This window comes from Christiangramia fulva (assembly GCF_003024155.1).
GTDB classification, from domain to species: domain Bacteria; phylum Bacteroidota; class Bacteroidia; order Flavobacteriales; family Flavobacteriaceae; genus Christiangramia; species Christiangramia fulva.
This window is the reverse complement of record NZ_CP028136.1, coordinates 1,475,671-1,502,584: the sequence shown is the minus strand read 5'-3', so window position 1 is coordinate 1,502,584 and position 26,914 is coordinate 1,475,671. Positions and strand designations below refer to the sequence as shown.

Here is a 26,914-nt window from a genome sequence, read left to right as displayed (position 1 = left end):
CATGAAAAAGATAATATTGTTTTCCATTTTAACACTGCTTGTCATTAGTTGCGAAAAAAAAGAACAATCTGTAGAAAACGTTATTGAATCTAACGATCTCCAGGAAATAAGAGCCAAAAAAGCCGAACTCAGTTCTCAACAAAGTGAGCTTGCCTCCAAAATCAATAAACTGGATGAAGCGATAAGAAGACTGGACAAAAGCCGGCAATTGCCTTTGGTAACTCTGGACACCCTTCACTCGCAGACCTTCAGGCATTATGCTGAAGTTCAGGGTGATGTGGCTACCGACGAGAATATCATTATTCATCCTGAATTTTCGGGAATCCTTAGCCAGGTAAATGTAGATGAAGGCGACCAGGTAAAAAAAGGAGAAGTGCTGGCGCGAATTGACGACGGAGGTCTTTCCAGCCAGTTAGCCCAACTCGAAGCTCAGGCCTCTTTGGCAAAAACTACTTATGAGCGTCAAAAACGTTTGTGGGAACAAAATATTGGTTCAGAGATTCAGTACCTCGAAGCAAAAACAAATTATGAATCTGTACAAAATTCGGTTAATCAGCTTAAATCGCAATTAGCAAAAACTGTGGTGAGGGCTCCTTTCAGCGGAATTATAGACCAGGTATTTGCTGAAGAAGGAGAAGTAGTAAGCCCGGGGCAACAACTTTTCAGACTTATAAACCTGAATGATATGTATGTGACAGCCAATGTACCTGAAAATTACCTCTCCAGAATTAAAAAAGGAACAGAAGTTAAAGTGAATATCAGCGGCCTGGATAAAGAAATTGAAGGCAAAGTCACCCAGGTGGGAAACAATATCAATCCTAATAACCGAACCTTTGAGGTAAAAATTTCTATTCCGAATACCAATGGAATGATCAAGCCTAACCAGATCGCGACCATAAAACTCAATGATTATACCGCAGAAAATGCTGTAGTAGTTCCTGAGAGTACGATCCAAAAAAACGCTCTTGGGGAAAGCCTTGTGTATGTCCTGAACGCAACTTCAGACAGTACGGGAACAGCAAAAAAGACCATCGTCCAAACTGGCTATGTTTATAACGACAGCATTGAAATAACCAAAGGACTTGAAAAGAACCAGATCCTTATCGTAGAAGGCGCGAGAAACCTACGCGAGAGCCAGGAAGTGAAATTCAGAAAAACAGAAAATGAATAAAATAGATAGAGAATTTAAATTATCATCCTGGGCTATAGACAACAAGATGACCGTCTATGTCATCATTGCCATTCTCATGATCGGTGGGTTACTGTCTTATTACGGGATGCCACGGGAATCTTTTCCGGAAGTAATAGAAACTAAAATTTATGTAAGCACGATCAATCCCGGGAACTCTGCCGAAGATGTTGAAAAATTTGTCACCGAACCACTGGAAGAAGAATTTCACGATGTTGGAGGCGTAAAGGAAATAACCTCTACCACGCTGCAGGATTATTCGCTGATCATTGTAGAATTTGAAGAAGATGTAAGCGTTGATGCTGCCAAGCAGAAAATTAAAGATAAGGTCGACCAGGCAAAAGCCAAAACTACCTGGCCCAATCTTGATAATGGCGGCAAGGTAGAGCCCAATGTTTTCGAGCTTAATTTTTCGGAAGAACAGCCAATTCTGAATATTAATCTCACCGGAGATTATTCGGTTCAGCAGTTAAAAGATTATGCCGAACAGCTTCAGGAAAAAATAGAATTACTTCCGCAGATAAAAGAAGCAAGCATACGTGGAGCCGAAGAAATGGAAGTCGAGATCGCTGTAGATCTTTACAAAATGGCCGCCGCGAAAGTGAGTTTCAATGATATTATTAGTGCCGTAAGTTCGGAGAACAGAACCATTTCGGGAGGAAATGTTGTTACCAGTGGTGTGCGAAAGAATATCAGGATCATTGGTGAAGTTGACGATCCAGAAGAGCTGGAAAATGTTGTGGTAAAAAGAGATGGCGGTAATATCTTCCTCAAAGATATTGCGACCATTCGTTTTCACGAGAAAGATCCAACCACTTTTGCTCGCGAATATGGTGAGCCGGTGGTGATGCTGGACGTAAAGAAACGAAGCGGGAAAAATATGATCGAAGCCGTTGATGAGATCAAAGAACTTATCAAACAGGCCGAGAATTCATATTTACCAGAAAGCCTGCACATAAGTCTGACCAATGACCTTTCCACAAACACAAGAAACCAGGTGAACGATCTTGTAAATAACATCATTTTTGGGGTTATCCTGGTGGTACTGGTACTGATGTTCTTTCTGGGCTTCAGGAACTCACTTTTCGTGGGGCTTGCGATTCCGCTTTCAATGTTCATGTCTTATATCATACTTTCCAGCCTGGGATATACCCTCAATACCATGGTGCTTTTTGCCCTTGTAATGGGTCTCGGGATGCTGGTAGATAATGGAATCGTGGTTGTCGAGAATGTTTACAGTCTCATGGACGAAGGTATGCCTCGCCTACAGGCCGCTAAACAGGGGCTTGGAGAGATCGCCTGGCCGATCATTGCTTCAACGGCTACTACGCTGATGGCTTTTTTCCCACTGGCATTATGGCCGGGGGTGATAGGCAAGTTTATGGTAATTTTCCCAATTACGCTCTCTATTGTTTTGGGATCGTCATTATTCGTCGCCCTTATTATTAACTCGATGCTTACTTCCCAATTCATGAAGACCGAGGAAGGGAAAATCTCGAAAAAACGATTGATAAGAATAAGCTTAGGAATGGGTGTTTCTGGAGCCGTTCTTTTGGCCGGAGGTTATATTATAGGCATGGGAGTATTGCGCGCCATAGGAAATTTATTACTTCTTGCGGTGATCCTCCTTTGGTTTTACAAGTACATTCTGTCTAAAGCGGTGGCCTATTTTCAGTTTAAATCGCTGAAAAAACTCGAATCGAATTATGCAAGGCTTTTAAAATATGCTCTAAGAGGTAAAAAAGCCTATACCTTTTTCTTCGGAACGATCCTGTTACTCATTCTGTCCTTTATATTATTCGGTCTCGTGCAGCCTGAAGTATTGTTCTTTCCGGAAAATCAGCCCAAACAGGTGATCACTTATATTGAATATCCCGAAGGAACCGATATTCAAAAAACGAATGAGCTCACCAAAAAAGTGGAGCAGCGAATTTTTGAGGTGATCAAGAAGTATGAAGATAAAGATGGCTACAATTTCATGGTCGAATCGGCGATCAGCCAGGTAGGAGAAGGCGCAGGAAATCCTATGACCAATGGTGGTCAACAGGGGGAAATGCCCAATCGTGGAAAAGTAACCCTGGTGATGCGGGAATTCAAAAAAAGGCGCGGTGTTCCAAGTAGCCAGGTTCTTTCAGAAGTACGGGAAGCCGTAAAAGGTTTCCCCGGAGCGTCTATCATAGTAGAAAAAGATGCGGCAGGACCACCATCGGGATATCCTATTAATATGGAGCTTCAGGGCGAGGATTACGAAAAGATGCTCGCACAGGCTGAAGACCTGAGAAATTATATTCAAAATCTGAGCATCGCCGGGATAGAAGAACTTAAGATCGATGTAAATAAATCTAAGCCGGAACTTGATGTAAGAGTTGACCGGAAAAAAGCCGGACAACTTGGTGTTTCCACCGCACAGGTAGGCCAAACCCTGAGAAGGGCTATCTATGGTGAAGAAGTTTCAACCTACAAGGAAGGAGATGACGATTATGAAGTAAACGTACGTTTGAACGATAAATACCGCTATGATGAAAATGCGCTTTTTAATCAGCCCATAACTTTCAGGGATCAGAACACGGGAAAACTGGTCCAGGTGCCCATTTCATCCCTGATCGAAACTAAGGTAGCTTCCTCTTTCAGTTCAATTAACAGAAAAGACCTGAAAAGGGTCATCACCATTTATTCTAATGTTCTGGAAGGCTACAACGGAAACAAAATAGTAGAACAACTGAAAGCTGAGCTTAAAAATTATGATCTTCCCGAGAGCATGTCGCTAAAATTTACCGGTGAACAGGAAAAACAGGCTGAAAATATGAGTTTTCTTATCAAAGCATTACTGATCGCCATTGGAGGCATCCTGCTCATTTTAGTAGCGCAGTTCAATTCGGTAAGTAAACCGCTTATCATAATTATGGCTGTTGTGCTAAGTTTAGTGGGAGTATTCCTCGGGCTCATTATATTCCACATGGATTTCGTTATTATCATGACGATGATGGGAATTATCGCGCTTGCCGGAATTGTGGTGAACAACGCGATCGTACTTATAGATTATACGCAGATCCTCATCGACCGGAAGAAAGAAGAACTGAATCTTGGAAGAGAAGATCTTCTTACGCGTGAACAATATTTTGATTGTATCGTAAGGGGTGGAAAATCCAGGTTAAGACCTGTACTTCTTACCGCGATCACTACTGTTTTAGGATTAATTCCTCTGGCTGTGGGACTGAACGTGGATTTCTTCGGATTGATGACCGATTATGATCCAGGCATCTATATTGGAGGAGATAATGTTATCTTTTGGGGACCTTTGGCCTGGACAGTGATCTTCGGGCTGGTTTTTGCAACTTTCCTAACACTAATCGTAGTGCCGGTAATGTTCTACCTGGTCAACCGCGGAAAAGTAAAGGTGAAAGACAGTAGATTCTCACGGACTTAACAATATTATGTACTAACAAAAAAACACCCTGCGCAATAAAGAGCAGGGTGTTTTTATATAAGTAAATTATTTCTTTTAATGGCTGTTCACAAGAGAACTAGAACTTTCCCAGCTATTAACAGATGCAATAGTATTGTGATCGTAGTTTACTTCAGTAAGTTTATCACCTGACCAAAAAAACCAAATTCCATCTTTTTGTCCGTTGTTGTACTGGGCGATGGCTGTCTTTTCACCGTCTTTGTTGTAAGAAATCCATTCTCCGTGGAGTTTACCGTCCTTGTACGTACCTTCCTGTCTAATATTTCCATCATCATAATAAAAAGTTCCTTTTATTAAATCACCTTGTTTTTCAAAAACAGGCTTTGGCGCTGTTTGGGCCATAGCGGTAGTTCCAATTGCAAAGAGAGCCGCTGCTAATATTTTTGTAATTGTCTTCATCTTATTGTGCTTGTCTTACAAATATACACAAAGTTTACAATAAATCAATATTTACATAACATTAAGTTAACATTGGAAACCCGATTTATTGTAATTCAGCGATTTAAATCCTTAACGAAGGAAGAAATAAAGGATAAATTCCTGTAAATTTCGCAGATAATCTTGAAAGAAAACATTAGAACTTCTTACTTTTGTGCCCGTTTTAAATTCCAGAAATAGAATGTACAGAAGTCACACCTGCGGCGAATTGAATGCATCTCATATTGGCAAAAAAGTTACTCTTGCCGGATGGGTACAAAAAATTAGAAATAAAGGTTTTATGATCTGGGTAGATGTCAGGGATCGTTATGGAGTGACACAGCTGATATTCGACGAGGAACGTTCTGCCCGGGAGCTTATGGAAAAGGCTGGAAACCTGGCCCGTGAATTTGTTATCCAGATCGAAGGTGAAGTGATAGAACGGGAATCTAAAAATCCCAATATGCCTACAGGCGATATTGAGGTTTTAGTACAGGAACTTCAAATCCTGAACCCTTCCATTACCCCTCCCTTTACCATTGAAGATGCCACAGACGGAGGAGAAGATCTTCGGATGAAATTCAGATATCTTGATATTCGAAGAAATCCGGTGAAGAATAAACTGGTTTTCAGGCATAAAGTGGCTATGCAGGTTCGAAATTACCTTTCTCAAAAAGGTTTTATCGAAGTGGAAACACCCTATTTAATAAAATCTACTCCCGAAGGAGCCCGTGATTTTGTGGTTCCAAGCCGGATGAATGAAGGTCAGTTCTACGCACTTCCGCAGTCACCGCAAACTTTTAAACAGTTGCTGATGGTTGGCGGCATGGATAAATATTTCCAGATTGTAAAGTGTTTTCGCGATGAAGATCTTCGTGCGGACCGCCAGCCGGAATTTACGCAAATCGACTGTGAAATGGCATTTGTGGAACAGGAAGATATTCTTAATATATTTGAAGGTTTGACCCGCCATCTTCTAAAAGAGATCAAGGGTATGGAAGTGGAGAAATTTCCGCGTATGACTTATGCCGAAGCAATGCAGAAGTATGGAAATGACAAACCCGATATACGATTTGGGATGGAATTTGCCGATTTAAATGAAGTTGCCCAGAATAAGGGTTTCAGGGTTTTCGATGAACAGGAACTGGTAGTGGGAATTGCGGTTCCCGGAGCTGCTTCCTTTACCCGAAAAGAAATCGACAAACTTATCGAATGGGTGAAAAGACCTCAAATTGGTGCAAACGGACTTGTTTGGGCAAAATATAATGAAGACGGAACATTGAAATCTTCTGTAGATAAATTCTATTCAGAAGAAAATCTGAAGGAATGGGCCGATAAAACCGGAGCAAAAGCAGGAGATCTGATCCTGGTGATGGCGGGCGATGCTGAAAAGACCAGAACACAGTTAAGTGCACTAAGAATGTATTTGGGCAATGAACTTGGATTAAGAAAAGCCGATGAATTTGCCCCACTGTGGGTACTGGACTTCCCTCTGCTGGAATGGGATGAAGAAACAAAAAGATATCATGCCATGCACCACCCCTTTACTTCGCCTAAAAAAGAAGACATTCCCTTACTGGAAACAAATCCCGGTGAAGTGAGGGCAAACGCCTATGATCTGGTTCTGAACGGAAACGAAATCGGTGGTGGGTCTATAAGGATCCATGATAAGGAAACTCAATCTAAAATGTTTGATTTTCTAGGTTTCACTCATGAAGAGGCAAAAGAACAATTTGGATTTTTAATGGATGCCTTTCAATATGGAGCTCCTCCACATGGAGGGATCGCTTTTGGCTTTGACAGACTTGTTGCAATATTAGGAGGTCAGGAAAGCATTAGGGATTTCATTGCGTTCCCTAAAAATAATGCGGGAAGAGATGTCATGATAGATGCTCCTGCAAAACTCGACGAGCAACAACTTGACGAATTACATCTTAAATTAAAATTATAACTAAACTTCCCGCCTGTAGCGGGATTTTTTAGCAACAAACTTAATTCTACAAAAGTGTCGAATTTTAATAAATCTTTGCTTCACAGGTTTCTTACCTGGAAATCAAAGAACCTGACTCATCAGCAATTCCTGATGATGTTGAGCGCGGTAATTGGTTTTGTAGCCGGCTTATTCGCTGTAATTATTAAAAACCTTACCCATCTTATCCAGCATTTGCTGGAAAGCGAATTTATCATCAAATACCACGATGCCTTTTATTTTATCTTCCCCGTAATAGGCTTACTGATCGTTTACCTGATCATTAAGTTTGTTTTGAAACGCAATGTTGGGCACGGCATACCCACAACTCTGTATGCTATTTCACGGCAAAAAGGTATCATGAAAAGATTCCAGATGTATGCATCTGTGATCACTGCACCAATCACCGTGGGTTTTGGAGGATCGGTTGGACTGGAAGGACCTACCGTTGCGACGGGAGCTTCCCTGGGTTCAAATATTTCACGGCTGTTCCTTATGAATCAGGCTACGCGAACACTATTAATAGGATGTGCTGCTGCCGGTGCCATGTCGTCGATCTTCAAAGCACCCATCGCGGCAATTATTTTCGCTATTGAAGTTTTCAGCCTGGATCTTACCCTATCATCGCTTTTGCCATTGCTTCTGGCTTCGGTTTCAGCAATTATTACCTCTTATTTTTTCTTCGGAACGCAGAGTATACTGCCTTTTGAACTGAAAGATTCTTTTCAAATTTCTGAAGTCCCCTATTACATTCTGCTTGGAATATTAGCCTCAGGTTGTTCCCTTTATTTCACAAAAGTATATTTCAGCTCAACCAAAATAATGAAGCGCATAAGTTCGCCTTTTGCGAGGATGCTTGTGGCAGGTCTTATTTTAGGGGTTTTGATCTACTTTATCCCTCCTTTGTACGGTGAAGGATATAGTGTGGTAAACAATTTGCTACATGAGAACTATATGAATGCTCTGGGAACCAACCTTTTTAATGCGTATCTGGAAAATATATGGGTTGTGGTCGCACTTTTGGCCGGCCTGGTCCTCTTTAAGATCGTTGCAACTTCCATCACTTTTAGTGCGGGAGGTGTTGGAGGTATATTCGCCCCAGTAATGTTCATGGGAAGTTCTATGGGACATTGCTTTGCATTGATCCTTAATCATAGCGGACTTTTAAGACACCCTATTTCAGTAAGTAATTTTACCCTTGTAGGAATGGCAGGATTAATGGCCGGTGTTTTACAGGCGCCTTTAACGGCAATCTTTTTAATAGCCGAACTTACCCACGGCTATGAACTTTTTATCCCGCTTATGATCACCGCTGCCATTTCTTTTATGATCACTACCAGGTTTCAGCCTCATTCGGTATATACTCTTGATCTGGCGCAAAGAGGTGACCTGCTTACTCACAATAAAGATCATACTATTCTCACCCTGATGAATATATCTCAGGTCATTGAGAAAAATTTTATTCCACTGGAAATCAATATGACCCTTAGGGATGTGATACATAAAGGCGTGATAAAATCTTCCCGAAATATTTTTCCCGTAATTGACAAAAATCGTAACTTCATGGGAATCATACTGTTGGATGATATCAGGCCTATCATGTTCGACCAGAAAATGTATGACGAGGTGAAGGTTAGTGACATTATGCAGCGCGCGCCTGAAATCATCGATATTGATAAAGACGGGATGAAACAGATCATGAACAAGTTTCAGAAAAGCGATGCCTGGAACCTGCCCGTTATCAAGGAAGAAAAATATGTGGGCTTTATTTCAAAATCGAAGTTGCTCACGGCCTATCGGAAAAAATTAATAGAAGTTACTGTTTAATCCCCTGAGAAAGATCTCTGGCGGTTCAAAACTTTAAAATAATGAAATTATTCATGAAAATTCTTGGCATCTCTATTTTAATAGCGATTGGAGTAGGTTTTTATTTCCGCTTAAGCGGTAATGAACTTACCGGCGATCGTATCATTGGAATTTCGGTCCTGGTAAGTTCTTTTATACTTATGCCAATCTTCCTGTATGTGCGATGGAAAGGTAAACGATTAAAAGATTATACTCTTTCTCAGGAGAATATGGAAAAAATGAGAGACCGCGGCATCGAATAAAAAGCTCTAAAATTTTCTTAAAAAAAACTGGTTTTCAGTTGTTTCTATCAATTATTCCTGTATGTTTGTGCATTATTAATTATTATTTTTTTATGCAAGGCACAGTTAAATTTTTTAATGAATCAAAAGGTTATGGATTCATTACCAACGACGACACCAAAAGAGACATTTTCGTACACGTTACCGGTTTGAATGGTGAAACTATTCAGGAAGGTGATAGAGTAGAATACGAAGAAACAGAAGGAAGAAAAGGAGTGAACGCTACAGAAGTACGCGTGATCGAATAATATAATTTTTTTCTGATTGAATTGTAAAAGCCGCTAAAAAGCGGCTTTTCTTTATTAATGTTGTCAGGCCTTCTCCTGAAGCCTGTGCTCCACACCTTCGATCATGATATCGGTCATTTTCTCAAGATCATAGTCATGCTGCCATCCCCAGTCTTTTCTCGCAGCCGAATCATCGATACTTGATGGCCAGCTTTCGGCAATTTTTTGCCGGAAATCGGGATCGTAATTAATTTCAAAATCGGAAAAATGCTTTTTGATTTCTCCTGCAAGAATTTCAGGAGTAAAACTTATCGCGGCGAGGTTATAACTGGAACGTATATGTATGTTTTCTTCAGGGGCCTGCATAATTTCAATGGTTGCTTTAATGGCATCATCCATAAACATCATGGGTAAAGCAGCATCTTTGGCAAGAAAACTGGTATATTTTCGGGTTTTAACGGCTTCATGGAAAATATCTATGGCATAGTCTGTAGTTCCTCCACCGGGGAGCGTTTTATAACTAATTATACCAGGATACCGTATGCTTCGCACATCAACCCCAAATTTATTGTAGTAGTATTCACACCATCTTTCACCCGTTAATTTACTAATACCATACACTGTTGTTGGCTCCATGACGGTGGTTTGGGGAGTAGCATCTTTGGGCGTACTGGGACCAAATACCGCGATACTTGATGGCCAGAATATTTTATTGATCAAACCTTCTTTGGCAAAATTGAGAACATGAAAAAGGGAGTTCATATTGAGATCCCAGGCTTGCATAGGTGCCTTTTCTGCCGTGGCACTGAGCATCGCCGCCATGAGGTACACATCTTTTATCTGATTTTCCCTGATGATGTTTTCCAGCTGTTCTTTATTTTTCGCATCGGCTTTTATAAAAGTTCCTGACTGCATCAGTTCTTCTGCTCCTTCACGAATGTCACTGGCGATCACTTTATCCTCGCCATAAATTTCCCGAAGTTTAAGTGTAAGCTCGGTACCAATTTGTCCGCAGGCACCAATGATCAAAATCCTTCCCGACATGAATTATATTTTTATGCAAATATATTTATTTCTATAGAGGAATTCGCAAAATTAGCTTTTCTTAACGGTGTATTTTTTAGAATTTTTCAAGCATTGGCTTCAGTATTTAAATCAATAAATATGAATAACTTTGTGACAACTTCGAAAATATGCGATACTGGCTTTACATACTTTTGGCAATAGGAGTTCTTTCCTGCAAAAATCAACAACAGCAAGAAGATGCTTCTACAACAAAAAAAGACACCACCCGGTTTCAAGCAAAAATTAAAACTCCAGAAAAACCAATTTCCCTCGAGCCCGAAGCACGGAAATATGCTCTGCAATGGGTTGAATTTATAGCTGCCCAGAATGAAATAGATAAATTAGAAAATTCTACGGTCGAAGATGTCATAGATAACTCGAAGGCCATTTCGCAGATCATGCAGTCCCTTCAGATTTCGGTTCCCGACAGCCTCCAGTCTATTCCGGTTAAAGCCCGATTAAATGTCGTGAACACAAAGGCACAACTACTCGACCAGTATTCCCATAAAAGAGAACCTGATCCTAAAGTTATTGCCCACACAGCTTCAGATCTCTATGAAGAATTCAATAACCTGAAATTACAGATGAATGAGATCTTCAGAAAAACCTTGGAAGATTTTGAAAAAGAACTGGATGAGTTGGAAGAAAGAGAAAAAGATTCCCTGCCCGACAGACTAAAAACAAGCTTTTAAAAAAGCCTTAAAAATCGTACCTTGAAAAAAACTTCTTTCGCATGAAAAGATCTCTTCTACTGGCTTTTTTTCTTATTGGAATTTTTAGCCTCAATACGATTAATGCACAGGTTAAGATGACTGAAGAGAATATACGTGCGGCAAAAAAACAAATCAATTCCAGCCTTGATAATTGGCATAAAGCGGCAGCGAATGCCGATTTTAAAGGATATTTTGCACTCATGACAGACGATGCCGTTTTTATAGGCACAGATCCCACTGAACTATGGAATCTTGAGGAATTCAAGACTTTTTCAAAACCCTATTTTGATTCAGGCCAGGCCTGGAATCTTACTCCAGTTGAACGTCATATTTATCTTGCCAATCATAGAAGAATTGCCTGGTTTGATGAATTATTAGATACCCATATGGGAATTTGCCGTGGCTCGGGTATTATGGAAAAAATAGATGGCCAGTGGAAGGTCCAGCATTATGTTTTATCTCTCACCATTCCCAATGATAATGTTCAACAGGTTACTCTAATCAAGAAAGATTTTGATAAAAACCTTCTTGCAAAACTTCATAATAATTAGACCAATACCCATTTCCATTTTTTAAAATTCTTACACAACATGAAATATTTTGTTGCCCTTCTTCTATTACTTACATTTAATTTTCCGGCACAATCTCAACAAAAACGTCCACTTTCACATGAAGATTATGATCTTTGGAAAAATATTGAAAATGCTGAAATAGCTAAAGACGGTGATCTCGTAGTAAGCGTGGTTACCACTACCACCGGCCGTGGCGATGGTTATTTGAAGATCATGAACATCAAAACCGGCAGCAGCAGGAAATTCCATAATGCTTATAAAGCAAGTATATCTCCAGATGGCAATTATGTGTTTTTCCTAAGAAAACCCGATTATGCACGCCTTCGACAGGAAAAGAAAAAAGAGGTGAAAGAGGAGGAACAATCTAAAGACGCCTTTTTTATCTATGATGTGAAGAAAAACAGTTTAAGCGACAGTATTCAACGGGTAAAAAATTACGAGATCCCTTCGGAATATTCAGGATGGGTAATTGTTGAAAAACTGAAAGATCTAAAGGAGAAAAAAGCCCGGGATACTGCTTCCAAACCGGCGCCAAAAATCGACAGTCTTAAAATAATAAATAAAACCCTGGCTTTAGAAGGCAATTATGCCCTGGTTTACAATCTGAAATCGGGTGCCGTCGATACTATTTTTCAAATAAAAGAATACAAACTGGCCAATAATGAGCCGGCATTGTTTTTTTCAAAAACACGAGGTGATAAAAAAGGAGATCTGGGGGTATACGAATATGAACTTTCAGGAATGAAAAGCAAAATGATCGATACCGGACGTTTCGCATATGATAAACTTGCGGTTAGCAATGACGGAAAACAGTTTGCTTATCTTTCGGCTAGAGATTCCACAGCGACAGACAGCCTTCAATTTGAGCTTTTTTATAAAAAAGAAGGAAAATTGAAGCAAATTACCGATACCCTTGGCAGGAATCTAAAAGAAAACTGGATCGTAAGTGAAGCTCAGGCGCCATTTTTCTCGGAACATGGCGAACGGCTTTATTTTTATTCACGCCCGAAAAGGGATTTCGATATTGATACCTCCATGCTAAAAGAGGAAATTCCCGATGTGGATGTTTGGACTTATAAAGACAAACTTATTCAGCCCGAACAAAAGGTCAATTTAGAAGAACTTAAGAACAAGGCTTACCTTTCTTATCTGAATACCGATAATAATCAAGTGGTTGCCCTTCATAATAAAGATCTGGAATATGTAGATCTCGATGGTGACGCTGAACAACGCTACATTCTGGGCTACACCGCCTCACCCTATGAGGTTTCGCGATCGTGGAAATATCCATGGGCACGCGATTTTTATATTGTCGATACCAGAACCGGGGAAAAACGCCTGGCTTTAAAAGAATCGGCTGCCCGACCTTACCTTTCTCCTGATGGAAAATATGCCGTTTATTTTGACCTTGAAACCCAGGATTGGTATTCTCTTGATCTTGAAAACAACACTAAAACGAATCTAACCACCAATGTGCAGGTTCCATTTCAGGATGTTGAGAATGATATTCCTGCGCCCGCCGGGGACTACGGTTTTGGCGGGTATACCGAAAATGGCGAAGCCCTGGTTTTTGATCAATTCGATATTTGGAAATTAGACCCATCCGGTAAAGAGGCTCCTGAAAATATCACTAATAACGGAAGAGAAAATAATATAAGGTACCGCAGTCTTCGTCTTGACCGGGAGCATCAAAATCTGGCATCTTATTTTGACGGCGATCTGCTCGTCACCGCTTTTGATAAAAATGACAGGACCGATAAGCTTTTTCTGCTGAAACTGAGAAATGAAAAAATGAAAAAGCTTCTCGATCCTCAAGGAATGTTGCTAAGTGGGTTTACACTTGCTGAAGATGGAGAAAGTTTTCTTTACAAGAAAGAGGATTTTCAAACCTATCCCGATCTTTATTTATATGAAGACGGGAAATCTGTAAAACTCACCGATGTCAATCCGCAGCAAAAAGATTTCAAATGGGGAACTTCTGAATTATTTTCATGGAAAGCCTATGATGGTACGAAATTGGAAGGAATAATCTACAAACCAGAAGGTTTTGACCCCAATAAAAAGTACCCTATGATCACCTATTTCTACGAAAGAAAAAGTGACAATCTTAATAATTATTACGCGCCACAACCCAGCAGGTCTATTGTAAACATGTCTTACCTGGTAAGCAATGGCTATGTAGTTTTCGTGCCAGATATTGTCTATAAAGAAGGACATCCGGGAGAAAGTGCCTACAATTGCATTGTCTCGGGTGTTGATGCGGTACAGAAATTGGGGTATATAGATCCAGAACATATGGGAATCCAGGGTCAAAGCTGGGGAGGTTACCAGGTAGCTTATCTGGTTACCCGAACAAAAGATAAATTTGCCGCTGCGATGGCAGGAGCACCGGTTAGCAATATGACATCGGCTTACGGCGGAATTCGTTGGGGAAGCGGGCTTAGCCGTGCTTTCCAATATGAACATACTCAAAGCCGTATAGGGAAAAATTTATGGGAAGGCCTCGATCTTTATCTGGAAAATTCCCCTTTATTCGGTATTCCCGATATCCAAACACCATTGCTTATCATGCATAATGATGCCGATGGCGCTGTGCCTTATTACCAGGGAATTGAAATGTTCATGGGGATGAGAAGGCTCAACAAACCCGTTTGGCTACTGATTTATAACGACGAGGCTCATAATCTGAGGAAAATAAAGAATAGACAGGATCTTTCCATAAGAATGATGCAGTTTTTTGATCATTTCCTTAAAGAAGAACCTGCGCCGGTTTGGATGACTGAAGGTGTGCCTGCCATTATGAAAGGCAAGGATCTTCAGTACGATCTTGAAGGAAATTAATCTTTTATATTTCCGTTCTTTTAATATTTTAGCGAATCAAATTTTCAAAACACTTTAATTTATATGAAAAAAATAAGCAGTTTGCTTCTTTTATCAGTTTTTGCCACCGGTCTTTTTACAGCCTGTGACAATGACGAAAAGAAAGCAGAAAAAGAAGAAGTTCATGGAATAAATACAGCCTATATGGACACTACCGTGAGTCCGAAGGATAATTTTTTCCGTTATGTAAACGGAGCCTGGCTCGATTCAACCGAAATTCCCAGTGACCGTACCCGTTGGGGAAGTTTCGATGAGCTTCGCCAGCGTACCGACGAAGAAAGCCTTTCTCTTTTGAAGGAAGCCGCCTCCAGCGATAGTATCGCGGAAGGAAGCGACGAGGCCAAGGCCGTCAAACTTTATAAAACCATAATGGACACGGTAAGCCGAAACAAACAGGGTATTGAGCCTGTGAAATCTTACCTCGCGAAGATCGATGAAATTAAGAATAAAGAAGATCTTCAGCAATTCCTTATAGACATGAGCGAATATGGCAGTGCCGGATTTTTCACTTTTGGCGTAAGTGCTGATAAGAAAAATAGCAATATGAACGTCGCTTACCTCTATCCTTCAGGACTTGGGTTGCCAGACAGGGATTATTACGTGAAAGACGACGCTGATTCAAAAGATAAAAGAGAGAAATACAAGGCTTATATTACAGATATGCTTCAGTATTTAGATTATTCTGAAGAAGAAGCTGCGAAAGCCGCCGAAAACATTCTAGCTTTTGAAACCGGCCTGGCAAAACCTCGCCTAGACAAAGTAGAACGTCGTGATGCCAGAAAGACGTATAATCCGATGCCGGTGAGTAAACTTCAAAATATGGTTCCCGCCTTTAAGTGGAATGCTTATTTCGATGGTATAGGCGCGAAAGATCTTGACTCTATTATCGTGTCTCAGCCGCAATACATGAAAGCGCTTCAGGATATCATCGCTCAAAAATCGGTTGAAGATTGGAAAACTTATTTAAAATGGAATCTTTTCAATGATGCCGCTCCAACGCTTACCACAGAACTGGAAAGAAAGAACTGGGAATTTTATGATAAAACACTTCGCGGTGCCCAGGAACAAAGACCTCTTGATGAAAGAGCGCTTGCATCGGTAAACGGTATGATTGGTGAAGCTCTTGGAAAATTATATGTTGATGAGTATTTCCCCGCCGAAGCTAAAGAAAAGGCTAAGGAAATGATTGACAATATTATAAAGGCTTATGACACAAGAATCCAGAACCTCAGCTGGATGAGTGAAGATACCAAGAAAAAGGCATTGAATAAACTCCACAGTATTACTGTTAAGGTAGGTTATCCTGACAAATGGGAAGATTACAGTGAGCTTGTATTTAAAAACCCTCAAGAAGGAGGCTCCTATTTTCAAAATGCTCTGAATGCGCAAAAATGGAGGGTTGCCGATAATCTTTCAGACCTTGGAGAGCCTGTAGATAAAACCGAATGGGGAATGAATCCTCAAACGGTAAACGCCTACTATAATCCAAGTTTCAACGAGATCGTTTTTCCCGCAGCTATTCTTCAGCCTCCCTTCTACGATTATAAGGCTGATGCCGCTGTAAACTATGGCGGAATTGGAGCCGTGATCGGTCATGAGATCTCTCATGGATTTGATGATAGCGGAGCTCGTTTTGATGCCGAAGGAAACCTGAACAACTGGTGGACCGAGGAAGACCTGAAGCAATTCGAGAAATTAGGCAGCGAATTAGCCGACCAATACAGCGCTATCGAGGTGCTTGACAGCGTTTATATCAACGGTAAATTCACTCTTGGTGAAAACATTGGTGATCTTGGAGGTGTGAATGCCGCTTATGATGGCCTGCAGCTTCATTTGAAGGAGCATGGAAATCCAGGTAAGATCGACGGATTTACTCCCGAACAGCGGTTCTTCCTTTCCTGGGCTACAGTTTGGAGAACCAAAATGAGAGACGAAGCTCTTAAGAATAAAATTAAGACTGATCCTCACTCTCCGGGGCAGTACAGGGCTTATGTGCCACTTCAGAATGTGGATGCATGGTATGATGCATTCTTAATAGAAGAAGGAGATTCAATGTATGTAAAACCAGAAAAAAGAGTAAGAATCTGGTAAGGAAACAGAATTTTTAAAGAATAAAGGCCGGCTAAAAACCGGCTTTTTTTGATGACCAAAAGTTAAAGAACTTAGCAGGAATTTATTTTCAATTTTATTTGTTTTACAATAAAAAAAGAGGCTAAAAAAAGCCTCTTTTTAATTAATACTCAAATCTTTTTACCAGCAAATGGTTGCGTGCAGAATTACGCTAATTTTTCCATCTGCATCAACATCCCCGCTATTAGTATACTGTCCAGGGCCAGGTCTTGTGATGGGAAGCTGATCAGCTGAAAAAATTTCATAACTACCCATACTATATCCGGAAATTAGATTGAAGGAAGCTTCTACTATTTTAGAATCGCTCAAAGTCAGGGTTACGGTTCCTACCTTAGTACCTTTAGTAATATCATTTTGACCTGCACCTACGTAGACATCCATCGTATATGAAGTAGCTGATCCAAAGTCAAGTTCTTCATACCAGCCCCAGTTTTTTGGCGTGGTATAAACATCGTTTAAGGGAATACTATAATTGGCATAATAGGCGTAAGCTGACTCACAGGTAGAAGTATCTTCAAGTTGACATTCCTGAATGTTATAAACGTAGTAGTAACCTTGTCCTCCACCGGTTCCAAATTGAGTTCCGGTTACCCAAATAGCACTACCATCTATAGTAGCACGGGCTAAAATATTTATTTTCCCATCTGGATAATTCTCAATAAAATTACCATTACCATCAGTATGGTAAATAGGATAAGTATATGTCTTTAAGGCTACCGAAGGATCATAATCATATTTTGCCATATTATTTATTGCGGTTCCTGTTAATCCAGCCAGGCCGCCGTCTGTAAATACACCTAACCTAATCTGGCTAATAGTCTTTGGCGAATTAGCCAGTACAGTAACATAAATATTGGTATCGTCGTTAGTGACTTCCAATGTTCCGCTTGTTCCAAAATTTGATGTAAAATTCTCACACCCCTGTATTTCTACAGTATAATCAAGAGTTTTTAATTCCCCTTCGCCGCCCTGCTCATCGGTTGAGCATGCTCCCATAAATAAGATCAATGGGAGTAAATAAATTTTTTTCATCTTTTTAATTTTTTAGAATTGAAAAACAAATCTATTTAAAAAAATGATCTGTAAAACACTGTAAATCAGTATTCGACATCGATACGAAAAAAACGATTAAAAGGAAGGAAAAGTAAGTCAGCGCATAAAAATAATGTAAGAAAATGTAGGTAGCTTTTTTAAGCAATAAGAAATTTGTTATTGAGGATTATCAATATTGGGGAAAAGCATTCCCTATTTATTCACTACCAAAATAATAACGGTTATACGGTTTCATTTTTTCGATGAATTACCTGCCAACCGGAAAATAAAATTCAATAATTCCAGATTTCTTCCCTTGAATTTCCTGTGGTTATTTTTCTTTTAATATTGATTCATCCAGCTTATCACCTGGCTCAAATACCAGATAATTTGAAAATTTTATCCCTAAATATACTGAAAGGATCGTCCCTGAAAAGATTGCCAGCATGATCATTATCTGGTATTTAATTGCAATCAGGGGAGAACTACCGCTTAAGATCTGCCCGGTCATCATGCCCGGTAAAGAGACCAGCCCGATGGTGGCCATACTTGCAAGTGTAGGATTAGCAGATTTTTTAAGTGCATCTTTAAAAAAAGGAAATAAAGCTTCTTTCCTACTGGCACCGTTTGCTAAATAAAACCGATAGCGTTCTCGGTGGTCTATCAGGGAATAATAAAAAGTATTGATCCCAATCACATTGCTTCTTAGACAATTGCCCAGTACCATCCCTGTAATGGGAATGGCATATTGAGCCGATAAAATTTCCGGTAGCCGGATGATCAGCCTCAGGAAAAATAAATCTATAAGGGCAATCCCTAAAAAAGTCGCCCCAAAAATAGACACTAACAGTTTTGGAGTGATGCGCAGTTCACTGCGATCAATAGTAGCAAAATCGGATACTATTATCATCACCACGATCCAACCCAAATTTATCCAAACATTGTCAAATTTAAAGAGGTATTCAAGATAATAACCTACAAATAAAAGTTGTAGGGTCATGCGCAGGGTCGCCACGCCCATTTTACCAGGAAGCCCGGTTTTGTATTTCCACAGGATAGCTCCCGGCACAATAAGCACCGTAAATGCAAGGCCTAATCGCCACCATGAAATATCTATGATCTCCATAATTTAAGTATCCAGATCTATTATTTTTGAACAGCGATCGATCCACCATTGATCATGCGAGGTAGAAATAATCATCTTTTCTTGATCCTCAAAAAGAAGTTCTGAAACCTTTTTCTTCGATTGCTCATCAAGGGCCGAAGTGGGTTCATCAAGAAAAATGAGTGGTTTATCGAGTAAATAGCAAAGGGCAATTCCTACCCTCTGCCGCTGTCCGGTCGATAAATTTTCGAAGTTCTCGCTCCATATTTTCTTCGGAAGTCCCAGCCTTTCGAAGATTGAGAATATTTTCTGCTCTTCAGGACAGGGAGGATTATTTTTAAACTGAAAAGGATAACAGAAAACTTCTTTCAGTTTTCCCTGGCCAAGATCAAGATCCTGAGGAAGCCAACAACTATTTTGCCTTAGAAATTTAAGCTGAACGAAGGTTCTTTTTTTATCATTTATAAAAATTTCACCCTTTGTTGGTCTTTCAAAACCCAGTAAAAGCCTGATAATGGTCGTTTTTCCCGATCCTGATTCCCCTCTAATTGCAATGCGATCCCCCATTTTCCCTTCCATTGAAAAATGGCTGATAACGGGCATATCTTTGCCATAAGAAAATGAGATATTTTCGATCCTGAGCCTCATGTAAAGAAAATTCTTCTATTGTGAATTTAAGCCGTTAAATTAATGCTTTAACCGTTCCTCAGAAATATAAAAAAGCATCCTGGATATGCTCAATACGAGTGCCGGCCTTATTCTTCACAATGGCAAGGATGTCAAATCTCACGTCAACATCGAGTTCATTTTCTTCCACGTAATGATTTACAGCTTTAACCAGCTGCTGAATTTGCTTTGGTTTCACAAATTCCTGAGGATCTCCAAATTCGGGAGTACTCCTGGTTTTTACTTCAGCCGCTATTAAAGTATGATCCCTTTTGGCGATGATATCTACCTCTGCCCTTTGATAGCGATAATTTCGTTCGAGTATTTCATATTCTTTCAGCCGCAGATATTCAACTGCCAGATCTTCTCCTTTCTTACCAAGTTTGTTGTGTTCAGCCATGATCAGTTTGAATAGTCCAGCATAATGGAAGCCACTTTGAGGTCAAGATTTTTTATTTCTTCAGGCGTGGCTTTAATAATATGGTCGCCATAATAATCCTGAACATTCCCGGCATTGGGAGCCAGGAAAACATGAAGTCCGCTTTTTTCCAGTTTTCCACCGTTCCAATCCACAGCTCCGCTATAATCCCATCCAAAGCCATAAAAAGAAATAGTCTTTCCATTCATTTTGTTTAACCGTTCGTAAGTGGTTCCAATTTTAACTCCACTGTCGGTCGTCCACCTTCCATCTTCTGAAAAATGGATTCTTTTAATATTTGTTTTTTCGGGACTCTGCCAGGTTATCAAAAGTTCATCAGGGGTATCAGGATACAGAACCGTATAGGCAAGTTCGAGTGTTCCCTCTTCCATCATATCGGTGCCCTCTTCAATATTCGCGTCAGGGTAAAACTCTTTGATCTGGGAATTGTTCATTTCGCCAAGATTCTCCACACTAAATTTTTTAGCCTCTTCAAAACTTGCTTTTTTTGAAGAATTACAGGCAGCCAGCGCCACAATTGCCAAAAGAGCGATTACCTTTTTCATACTTGAATGGATTTCAGATAAAAGTAGGAAGTAATTTTTGGCATAAACTCCCTTTTGCAAGAATTTAACGCGTATTCGAATGGCTTTCCTTAACTTTACGCCGCTTAAAAACAGAGATAGAAGAATGGATAAAAATCCTCAGAGATATACGATAACAGCTGCTTTGCCCTACACCAACGGGCCTATTCATATTGGTCATTTAGCCGGTGTTTATGTACCTGCCGATATTTACTCGCGTTTTTTAAGAATGCAGGGCCATGATGTTGCTTTTGTTTGCGGAAGTGACGAGCACGGAGTGCCTATTACCATCAAAGCAAAAAAGGAAGGTGTTACCCCGCAGGATGTGGTGGATAAATACCATGCGATCATAAAAAAATCTTTTGCCGAATTCGGGATACAATTTGATAATTATTCACGTACCTCGGGAAAAACACACCACGATACCGCTTCTGCATTTTTTAAAAAAATGTATGATGACGGAAAATTCATCGAAGAAACTACCAAGCAATTATACGATGAGGAAGCAGGACAGTTTCTTGCAGACCGTTTTGTAATAGGAACCTGCCCTAAATGCGGAAATGAAGAGGCCTATGGCGACCAGTGTGAAAAATGTGGATCTTCATTGAACGCAACCGATCTTATCAATCCGAAATCGGCAATTACCGGCGCTACTCCTACTCTTAAAGAAACCCGCCACTGGTTTTTACCTTTAGATCAATATGAAAACTGGCTGAAAGAATGGATCCTGGAAGGCCATAAAAACGACTGGAAAAGTAATGTTTACGGACAGGTAAAAAGCTGGATAGACGACGGTCTTCGCGCACGTGCAGTGACCCGCGATCTGGACTGGGGAATACCCGTTCCTGTTGAAGGCGCGGAAGGGAAGGTACTCTACGTCTGGTTTGATGCGCCCATAGGCTATATTTCATCTACCAAAGAATGGGCTGAAAGGGAAAATAAAGATTGGGAACCCTACTGGAAAGATAAAGACACGCGGTTGATCCATTTTATAGGAAAAGACAATATCGTCTTTCACTGCATTATTTTCCCAGTGATGCTGAAGGCGCATGGCGATTTTATTCTTCCCGAAAATGTCCCTGCGAATGAATTTTTAAATCTGGAAGGCAAAAAACTTTCCACCTCTAAAAACTGGGCGGTATGGCTGCATGAATACCTGGAAGATTTTCCCGGACAACAGGATGTATTAAGATATGTGCTTACGGCAAATGCTCCTGAGACCAAAGACAACGATTTTACCTGGAAAGATTTCCAGGCCAGAAATAATAATGAGCTGGTAGCGATCTTCGGAAATTTTATCAATCGCGTCGTGGTGCTAACCAACAAATATTACAACGGATTGGTTCCGGAACCCGGAGCCTTTTCTGAAGTTGATGAAAAAACCATTACCGAGCTGAAAGCCTATCCCGCAGTGATCGCCAGTTCCATAGAAAAATACCGATTTCGGGAGGCACAGGGAGAGTTAATGAACCTTGCACGCCTTGGAAATAAATACCTCGCCGACGAAGAACCCTGGAAGCTGATTAAAACAGATGAAGAGCGGGTGAAAACGATTATGTATGTGGCCCTGCAGATCGCTTCAGCTCTGGGAACTTTGAGTGAACCTTTTTTACCTTTCACTTCAGATAAACTTAAACAGATGCTGAACCAGGCCGAAATTGAAGTTTCTGATATTCCCGCATGGGATCTCATCGAGAGTAAAGAAGCATTGATTCCTGCCGGTCATCAGATAGGAAAAGGCGAATTGCTGTTCAGCAAAATCGATGAAGACCAGATTCAGAAACAACTTGATAAATTACAAGCTACCAAAACCGCGAACGAAATGGAAAACGCGCAGGCAGAACCTCAAAAAGATACGGCAACTTTTGATGATTTCACCAAAATGGATCTTAGAGTAGGAACTATTATAGAGGCCACGAAAATGCCAAAAACAAAAAAACTAATGGTACTCACAGTGGACACGGGATTAGATAAAAGAACAGTGGTTTCTGGTATCGCCGAACATTTTAAACCAGAAGATATAGTAGGAAAAAAGGTAACCGTTCTGGTCAATCTCGCTCCAAGAAAACTTCGCGGAGTGGAAAGTGAAGGTATGATCCTGATGACCGAAAACGCCGAAGGTAAACTGGTTTTTGTGAATCCCGATGAGGATGGTGTCAAAAACGGAACAACCATAAATTAAAAGCAAACCTTAAAGGTTTTGAAAACCTGTAAGGTTCTACCTCTTCTAATGCTGAAGATTGCCTATCATCCCATTTACAAGCATCCGCTTCCTGAAGGTCATCGTTTCCCGATGGAAAAATATGAACTTCTCCCCCAACAGTTGCTACATGAAGGCACCTGTACCCAAGAGAATTTTTTTCAACCAGATTTTCCTGAAGAGAAATATATACTTGCCGTTCACGATCCTGAATATGTAAGAAGGCTAAAAGATCTCAAACTTGATAAAAAGGAGATCAGAAAATCTGGTTTTCCCTTATCGCAGGGACTGGTTGAGCGGGAGCTTATCATTGCCGATGGCACCATTAAAGCCAGTGAATTTGCTCTGAAAAACGGAATTGCCATGAACATCGCCGGCGGCACTCATCACGCTTATACCAATCGAGCCGAGGCTTTTTGTCTTTTAAACGATCAGGCGATCGGGTCGAGATATCTTCAGAATACAGGACTGGCAAAAAAGATCCTGATCGTCGACCTGGATGTGCACCAGGGAAACGGGACGGCCGAGATCTTTCAGAATGATCCTTCGGTCTTCACTTTTTCCATGCATGGGAAAGGAAACTATCCCTTTAAAAAGGAAAGGTCTGATCTTGATATCGAGCTCGAAGACGGTACTGGTGATGAAAACTATCTTTCAAAGTTAAAGGAAATACTTCCGCAGCTTATCGAAGAAACTAAACCCGATTTTATCTTTTACCTCAGCGGTGTTGACATTCTTGAAACCGATAAACTCGGTCGCCTTGCCTGTAGTATTTCCGGATGTAAAGAACGCGACAGGTTCGTTCTCCAAACCTGTCGCGACCTTAATATCCCGGTGGAATGCAGTATGGGAGGCGGCTATTCAAAAGATATCAAACTTATCATAGAAGCACACGCCAATACTTACCGACTGGCCCAGGAAATTTATTTTTAGTTTACTTACTTCCCAAAAGCAGCAGCTCATTGCAAACCACTTCGGTTATATAGCGTTTATTCCCATCTTTATCTTCGTAGCTTCGGGTGGTAAGCTTGCCCTCGATCCCTACTTCTTTTCCCTTGGGAACATAATTCTCAACCAGCTCGGCGGTCTTACCCCAGGCCACGATATTATGCCACTGCGTATCGGTGATCTTTTCTCCTTTGGCATTGCGATAATTTTCATTGGTGGCCACCGAAAATTTGGCAAGCTTTTTACCCGATTCAAGATTTACGATTTCTGGATCATTACCTACGTGACCAATTAACTGTACTGTGTTTCTTAAAGTGCTCATAACTATAGAATTTATTGCAGTCGAAAATCATTAGTTCATTTCAACGAGACAAATGTGCGACAGCAATCATTCTGTAATCGTCTGAAAAATATTTGCTTACGTTTATTTGCGTTTGTAAGCGTTTGTAAGCGTTTGTAAACGAATAAATACCTCGCAAGATTTAAACCTTTCGGGCTGGAAGGAATCAAAGTATTAGATTATTTTTAGCATCTTCAACTTATAAGAAATGAATAAACGTAAAACCCGCAATAATTTTAGGACCTATCACCGCTACCTCGGATTTTTCCTCGCCGGAATCATGGCCATGTACGCGATTAGCGGAATTGTCATGATCTTTCGCACCACCGAAACTTTTTTAGTGGAGAAAACCGTTCAGAAAAAGGTCCCGGAAGGATTAAATGAACAGCAGCTCGGTCAAACACTGCGGATCAAAAATTTTAAAATCGATAGAACCGAAGGAACAAAATCTTTTTTTAAAGAGGGAGTGCTCGACCGCTCAACCGGAATTGCAACCTACCAGGTGAAACAACTGCCGGCGGTTCTTTCCAGTTTTACAAAATTACATAAGGCAAATACGCGACAGCCATTGTTCTATTTCAATATATTCTTCGGACTCTCCCTCTTGTTTTTCGTGGTTTCGGCTTTCTGGATGTTTGTGCCTTCAACCAAAGTGTTTAAAAAAGGGCTCTGGTTTTCGGTAGGCGGAATTGTTTTGTTACTTATCCTTTTATTTGTGTAGATGAGCGTAAAGTCGGCATATAATCTTTGGTCTTCCCAGTATGATTCGAATAAGAATAAAACGAGGGATCTGGACAAACTGATGACCGAAAAAATGCTCTCCAAAATTCAGTTTTCGGAAGTTCTCGAAATTGGCTGCGGCACAGGAAAGAACACAGGGTTTTTAGCCCAAAACGCTGATCAGCTTACCGGCATTGATTTTTCCGAAGAAATGCTGAAGATCGCCCGGAAAAAATTTCCTGATAAAAACGTTCATTTTATTGATGCCGATATTACCAAGACCTGGCCGGTAGCCGATTCTTCGGTAAATCTGGTCACTTTCAACCTTGTGCTGGAACATATTGAGGATCTGGATTTTCAGTTTTCTGAAGCTTTTAAAAAATTGAAATCAGGTGGTTATCTTTTTATTTCTGAATTGCATCCTTATAAACAATATAATGGCACCAAAGCAAGATTTGATACTGCCGAAGGCCGCACCGAATTGGAAACTTTTACCCATCATATTTCAGATTTCACAAAAAGCGCTACTTCTGCTGGATTCAAATTTGAAAAAATGGAGGAAGGCTTCGATGACGGTGCCGAAACACCTAGACTCATCAGTTTCTTATTTTTAAAAACATGATCGAAAAAACTCCAGAACCACCTTATTATGCAGTAATCTTTACTTCCCTGAAAAAAGATGATTCAAAAGCTTACGCGGAAATGGCCGAAAAAATGGAAAAACTGGCAAAAGAACAGCCAGGATATCTTGGTTTTGAATCGGCACGGCAGGAAATTGGCATCAGTGTTTCCTACTGGGAAGACCTGGAAAGTATTAAAAACTGGAAGGAAAATTCAGAACATTTAATTGCACAGGAACTGGGAAAAAAGGAATGGTATGAAAAATACAGCGTTCGCATCGCCAAAGTTGAAAGAGATTATCATTTCTAAACTTTTTTCTTTGCAGTTTAAAAAACTTCCTTTCCACTACTATTTCTTCTTAAGCACTAATTTTCAGTATCCTATATTTTAATTTTATTTATCTTTAAAATATGGAAAAACATTGCCTGGAATGTGGCGAGGTGATTCGCGGACGAACCGATAAAAAATTCTGCAGTGATTACTGCCGAAATGCCTATCATAACAAAGCCAATAAAGACACCAGTAATCTCATACGAAATGTAAATAATCTCCTTCGCAGAAATCACAGAATTCTTGAGGAATTAAATCCCGATGGGAAAACTTCGGTCTCCCGAAGCAAACTGCTTACCAAAGGTTTTAATTTTGAATATTTTACCAGTATTTACACCACGAAAGCCGGGGCACAGTATTTCTTTATCTATGACCAGGGTTACCTTCCACTGGAAAACGATTTTTATGCGCTGGTGAGAAGAAAGTGATCAGCCAATTTGTAGTTTTACGTATATAAGTTCATCCTTTTTAAAAACCTGATTTTCCGTAGAAAATGAGGAAATTAATCCTTTTTCACAGTAAACCGGGAGTAGTCTTTTCAAGTAGCCAATGCTTGTAGTTGGAATGCTCAAAAAAGGCAAAATAAAGCCTTAAAGCCAATGAGCTTTTTAAATTTTTAGATGAGATAGCCATGCTGCAAAACGAGCTTAGAAAAAAATAAAACTAATATTGCCAGGTATGACCTTTAAGTTTTAACGCGGCCCGCAGAACATCACGCTGACTAATCTGCCCTACGAGTTTTCCGTCTTCCACTATGGGGAACCGGCGAAATTTAAGTTCAATAAATTTCTTCGCGGCGTCAAATACATTCATATTCCCATCGATGGTTTCCACATTGCAATTCATGCGTTTAGCAACGGTTTGGTCGCTCATAGGCATATTATAATAACGGCTATCTGAAATTTGTTTGATACAATCTCCTTCAGAAATAATCCCAAGCAGTTCATTTTTTTCATTGACTACACAACCGCCGGAAATACCGTTTTTAATGAGCTTATCCATGGCATCCATGATATTTTCTTTCTCTCTGAAAGTAATGAGTTTCTTACTCATATAATCTTTTACAAGCATTGGTGTGCTCTTCGGCTTCGGGGGTGCAGCCCGTCGTCCCATAAAACTTTTTATCCCCATTTTATTAAGTTTTTGATTAGTAATTACTTAAATATAATGAATTT

Annotated in this window: 25 protein-coding genes; 16 read left to right on the top strand and 9 right to left on the bottom strand. The window is 40.2% G+C overall.

All coding sequences use genetic code 11. From position 1 onward, the window contains the following. Window position 1: 1 nt before the first annotated feature. Both C7S20_RS06925 and C7S20_RS06920 read left to right on the top strand, forming a co-directional pair. Window positions 2-1,171 carry an efflux RND transporter periplasmic adaptor subunit gene (locus C7S20_RS06925; protein WP_107014125.1) on the top strand — a complete coding sequence of 390 codons (1,170 nt, stop codon included), beginning with the start codon at window positions 2-4 and terminating at the stop codon, window positions 1,169-1,171. Continuing rightward, on the top strand, window positions 1,164-4,616 hold the full coding sequence (locus C7S20_RS06920; protein ID WP_107011803.1) for an efflux RND transporter permease subunit: 3,453 nt from the start codon (window positions 1,164-1,166) through the stop codon (window positions 4,614-4,616). The genes C7S20_RS06925 and C7S20_RS06920 overlap by 8 nt, the downstream gene beginning before the upstream one ends. Window positions 4,617-4,691: 75 nt before the next feature. Here the strand turns inward: C7S20_RS06920 and C7S20_RS06915 are convergent, their stop codons facing one another. Beyond that, entirely contained in the window at window positions 4,692-5,054 is a 363-nt protein-coding gene (locus tag C7S20_RS06915; RefSeq protein ID WP_107011802.1) for a toxin-antitoxin system YwqK family antitoxin, read from the bottom strand. A gap of 220 nt (window positions 5,055-5,274) precedes the next feature. Between C7S20_RS06915 and aspS the strand changes: the two genes are divergently transcribed. The 4 genes from aspS to C7S20_RS06895 all read left to right on the top strand — a co-directional run bounded on the left by aspS (window position 5,275) and on the right by C7S20_RS06895 (window position 9,436). Beyond that, window positions 5,275-7,023 carry an aspartate--tRNA ligase gene (aspS, locus tag C7S20_RS06910; protein WP_107011801.1) on the top strand — a complete coding sequence of 583 codons (1,749 nt, stop codon included), beginning with the start codon at window positions 5,275-5,277 and terminating at the stop codon, window positions 7,021-7,023. Window positions 7,024-7,077: 54 nt separating this feature from the next. Further along, window positions 7,078-8,868: a chloride channel protein gene (locus C7S20_RS06905; RefSeq protein WP_107011800.1), complete on the top strand. Its 1,791-nt coding sequence runs from the start codon at window positions 7,078-7,080 to the stop codon at window positions 8,866-8,868. Between the two features lie 41 nt (window positions 8,869-8,909). After that, complete coding sequence (locus C7S20_RS06900) at window positions 8,910-9,149, top strand: hypothetical protein (RefSeq protein ID WP_107011799.1); 240 nt, start codon at window positions 8,910-8,912, stop codon at window positions 9,147-9,149. A 92-nt stretch (window positions 9,150-9,241) separates the two neighbouring features. Further along, a complete protein-coding gene (locus C7S20_RS06895) occupies window positions 9,242-9,436 on the top strand; it encodes a cold-shock protein (protein ID WP_107011798.1) in 195 nt (64 codons plus the stop codon). 63 nt (window positions 9,437-9,499) lie between these two features. Here the strand turns inward: C7S20_RS06895 and C7S20_RS06890 are convergent, their stop codons facing one another. Next, on the bottom strand, window positions 9,500-10,459 hold the full coding sequence (locus C7S20_RS06890) for an NAD-dependent epimerase/dehydratase family protein (protein WP_107011797.1): 960 nt from the start codon (window positions 10,457-10,459) through the stop codon (window positions 9,500-9,502). A gap of 149 nt (window positions 10,460-10,608) precedes the next feature. Between C7S20_RS06890 and C7S20_RS06885 the strand changes: the two genes are divergently transcribed. The 4 genes from C7S20_RS06885 to C7S20_RS06870 all read left to right on the top strand — a co-directional run bounded on the left by C7S20_RS06885 (window position 10,609) and on the right by C7S20_RS06870 (window position 16,736). After that, window positions 10,609-11,172 (top strand): hypothetical protein, encoded by a 564-nt coding sequence (locus C7S20_RS06885; protein ID WP_107011796.1) that lies wholly within the window; start codon window positions 10,609-10,611, stop codon window positions 11,170-11,172. A 41-nt stretch (window positions 11,173-11,213) separates the two neighbouring features. Next, window positions 11,214-11,744 (top strand): nuclear transport factor 2 family protein, encoded by a 531-nt coding sequence (locus tag C7S20_RS06880; RefSeq protein ID WP_107011795.1) that lies wholly within the window; start codon window positions 11,214-11,216, stop codon window positions 11,742-11,744. Window positions 11,745-11,783: 39 nt separating this feature from the next. After that, the gene (locus tag C7S20_RS06875; RefSeq protein ID WP_107011794.1) at window positions 11,784-14,606 is read left to right on the top strand and encodes a S9 family peptidase; all 2,823 of its coding nucleotides are present in this window, start codon (window positions 11,784-11,786) and stop codon (window positions 14,604-14,606) included. Between the two features lie 63 nt (window positions 14,607-14,669). After that, window positions 14,670-16,736, top strand: coding sequence for a M13 family metallopeptidase (locus tag C7S20_RS06870; RefSeq protein WP_107011793.1), 2,067 nt, complete (start codon window positions 14,670-14,672; stop codon window positions 16,734-16,736). A gap of 159 nt (window positions 16,737-16,895) precedes the next feature. Here C7S20_RS06870 and C7S20_RS06865 read toward each other — a convergent pair whose 3' ends face one another. The 5 genes from C7S20_RS06865 to C7S20_RS06845 all read right to left on the bottom strand — a co-directional run bounded on the left by C7S20_RS06865 (window position 16,896) and on the right by C7S20_RS06845 (window position 20,562). After that, on the bottom strand, window positions 16,896-17,807 hold the full coding sequence (locus tag C7S20_RS06865) for a hypothetical protein (RefSeq protein WP_107011792.1): 912 nt from the start codon (window positions 17,805-17,807) through the stop codon (window positions 16,896-16,898). A 331-nt stretch (window positions 17,808-18,138) separates the two neighbouring features. Further along, the gene (locus C7S20_RS06860) at window positions 18,139-18,933 is read right to left on the bottom strand and encodes an ABC transporter permease (protein WP_107011791.1); all 795 of its coding nucleotides are present in this window, start codon (window positions 18,931-18,933) and stop codon (window positions 18,139-18,141) included. Between the two features lie 3 nt (window positions 18,934-18,936). Continuing rightward, on the bottom strand, window positions 18,937-19,560 hold the full coding sequence (locus C7S20_RS06855) for an ABC transporter ATP-binding protein (protein ID WP_107011790.1): 624 nt from the start codon (window positions 19,558-19,560) through the stop codon (window positions 18,937-18,939). 58 nt (window positions 19,561-19,618) lie between these two features. After that, window positions 19,619-19,978, bottom strand: a complete 360-nt coding sequence (locus C7S20_RS06850; RefSeq protein WP_107011789.1) for a YraN family protein — start codon at window positions 19,976-19,978, stop codon at window positions 19,619-19,621. Between the two features lie 2 nt (window positions 19,979-19,980). Then, on the bottom strand, window positions 19,981-20,562 hold the full coding sequence (locus C7S20_RS06845; protein ID WP_107011788.1) for a hypothetical protein: 582 nt from the start codon (window positions 20,560-20,562) through the stop codon (window positions 19,981-19,983). A 124-nt stretch (window positions 20,563-20,686) separates the two neighbouring features. On the opposite strand from C7S20_RS06845, the gene metG reads away from it, so the two are divergent. Next, a complete protein-coding gene (gene metG / locus C7S20_RS06840) occupies window positions 20,687-22,762 on the top strand; it encodes a methionine--tRNA ligase (RefSeq protein ID WP_107014124.1) in 2,076 nt (691 codons plus the stop codon). Between the two features lie 48 nt (window positions 22,763-22,810). Next, entirely contained in the window at window positions 22,811-23,713 is a 903-nt protein-coding gene (locus tag C7S20_RS06835) for a histone deacetylase family protein (protein ID WP_107011787.1), read from the top strand. Window position 23,714: 1 nt separating this feature from the next. On the opposite strand, the gene C7S20_RS06830 is transcribed toward C7S20_RS06835, so the two are convergent. Beyond that, window positions 23,715-24,050: a single-stranded DNA-binding protein gene (locus tag C7S20_RS06830; RefSeq protein WP_107011786.1), complete on the bottom strand. Its 336-nt coding sequence runs from the start codon at window positions 24,048-24,050 to the stop codon at window positions 23,715-23,717. 226 nt (window positions 24,051-24,276) lie between these two features. Between C7S20_RS06830 and C7S20_RS06825 the strand changes: the two genes are divergently transcribed. The 4 genes from C7S20_RS06825 (at window position 24,277) to C7S20_RS06810 (ending at window position 26,167) form a co-directional block, all read left to right on the top strand. Then, window positions 24,277-24,789, top strand: a complete 513-nt coding sequence (locus C7S20_RS06825) for a PepSY domain-containing protein (RefSeq protein ID WP_107011785.1) — start codon at window positions 24,277-24,279, stop codon at window positions 24,787-24,789. Beyond that, a complete protein-coding gene (locus C7S20_RS06820; RefSeq protein WP_107011784.1) occupies window positions 24,790-25,410 on the top strand; it encodes a class I SAM-dependent methyltransferase in 621 nt (206 codons plus the stop codon). Beyond that, the gene (locus tag C7S20_RS06815; RefSeq protein ID WP_107011783.1) at window positions 25,407-25,718 is read left to right on the top strand and encodes an antibiotic biosynthesis monooxygenase family protein; all 312 of its coding nucleotides are present in this window, start codon (window positions 25,407-25,409) and stop codon (window positions 25,716-25,718) included. The genes C7S20_RS06820 and C7S20_RS06815 overlap by 4 nt, the downstream gene beginning before the upstream one ends. 101 nt (window positions 25,719-25,819) lie before the next feature. After that, complete coding sequence (locus tag C7S20_RS06810) at window positions 25,820-26,167, top strand: DUF2116 family Zn-ribbon domain-containing protein (protein ID WP_107011782.1); 348 nt, start codon at window positions 25,820-25,822, stop codon at window positions 26,165-26,167. Window positions 26,168-26,402: 235 nt separating this feature from the next. Here C7S20_RS06810 and C7S20_RS06805 read toward each other — a convergent pair whose 3' ends face one another. Beyond that, the gene (locus C7S20_RS06805) at window positions 26,403-26,870 is read right to left on the bottom strand and encodes a CBS domain-containing protein (RefSeq protein WP_107011781.1); all 468 of its coding nucleotides are present in this window, start codon (window positions 26,868-26,870) and stop codon (window positions 26,403-26,405) included. Window positions 26,871-26,914 lie beyond the last annotated feature (44 nt).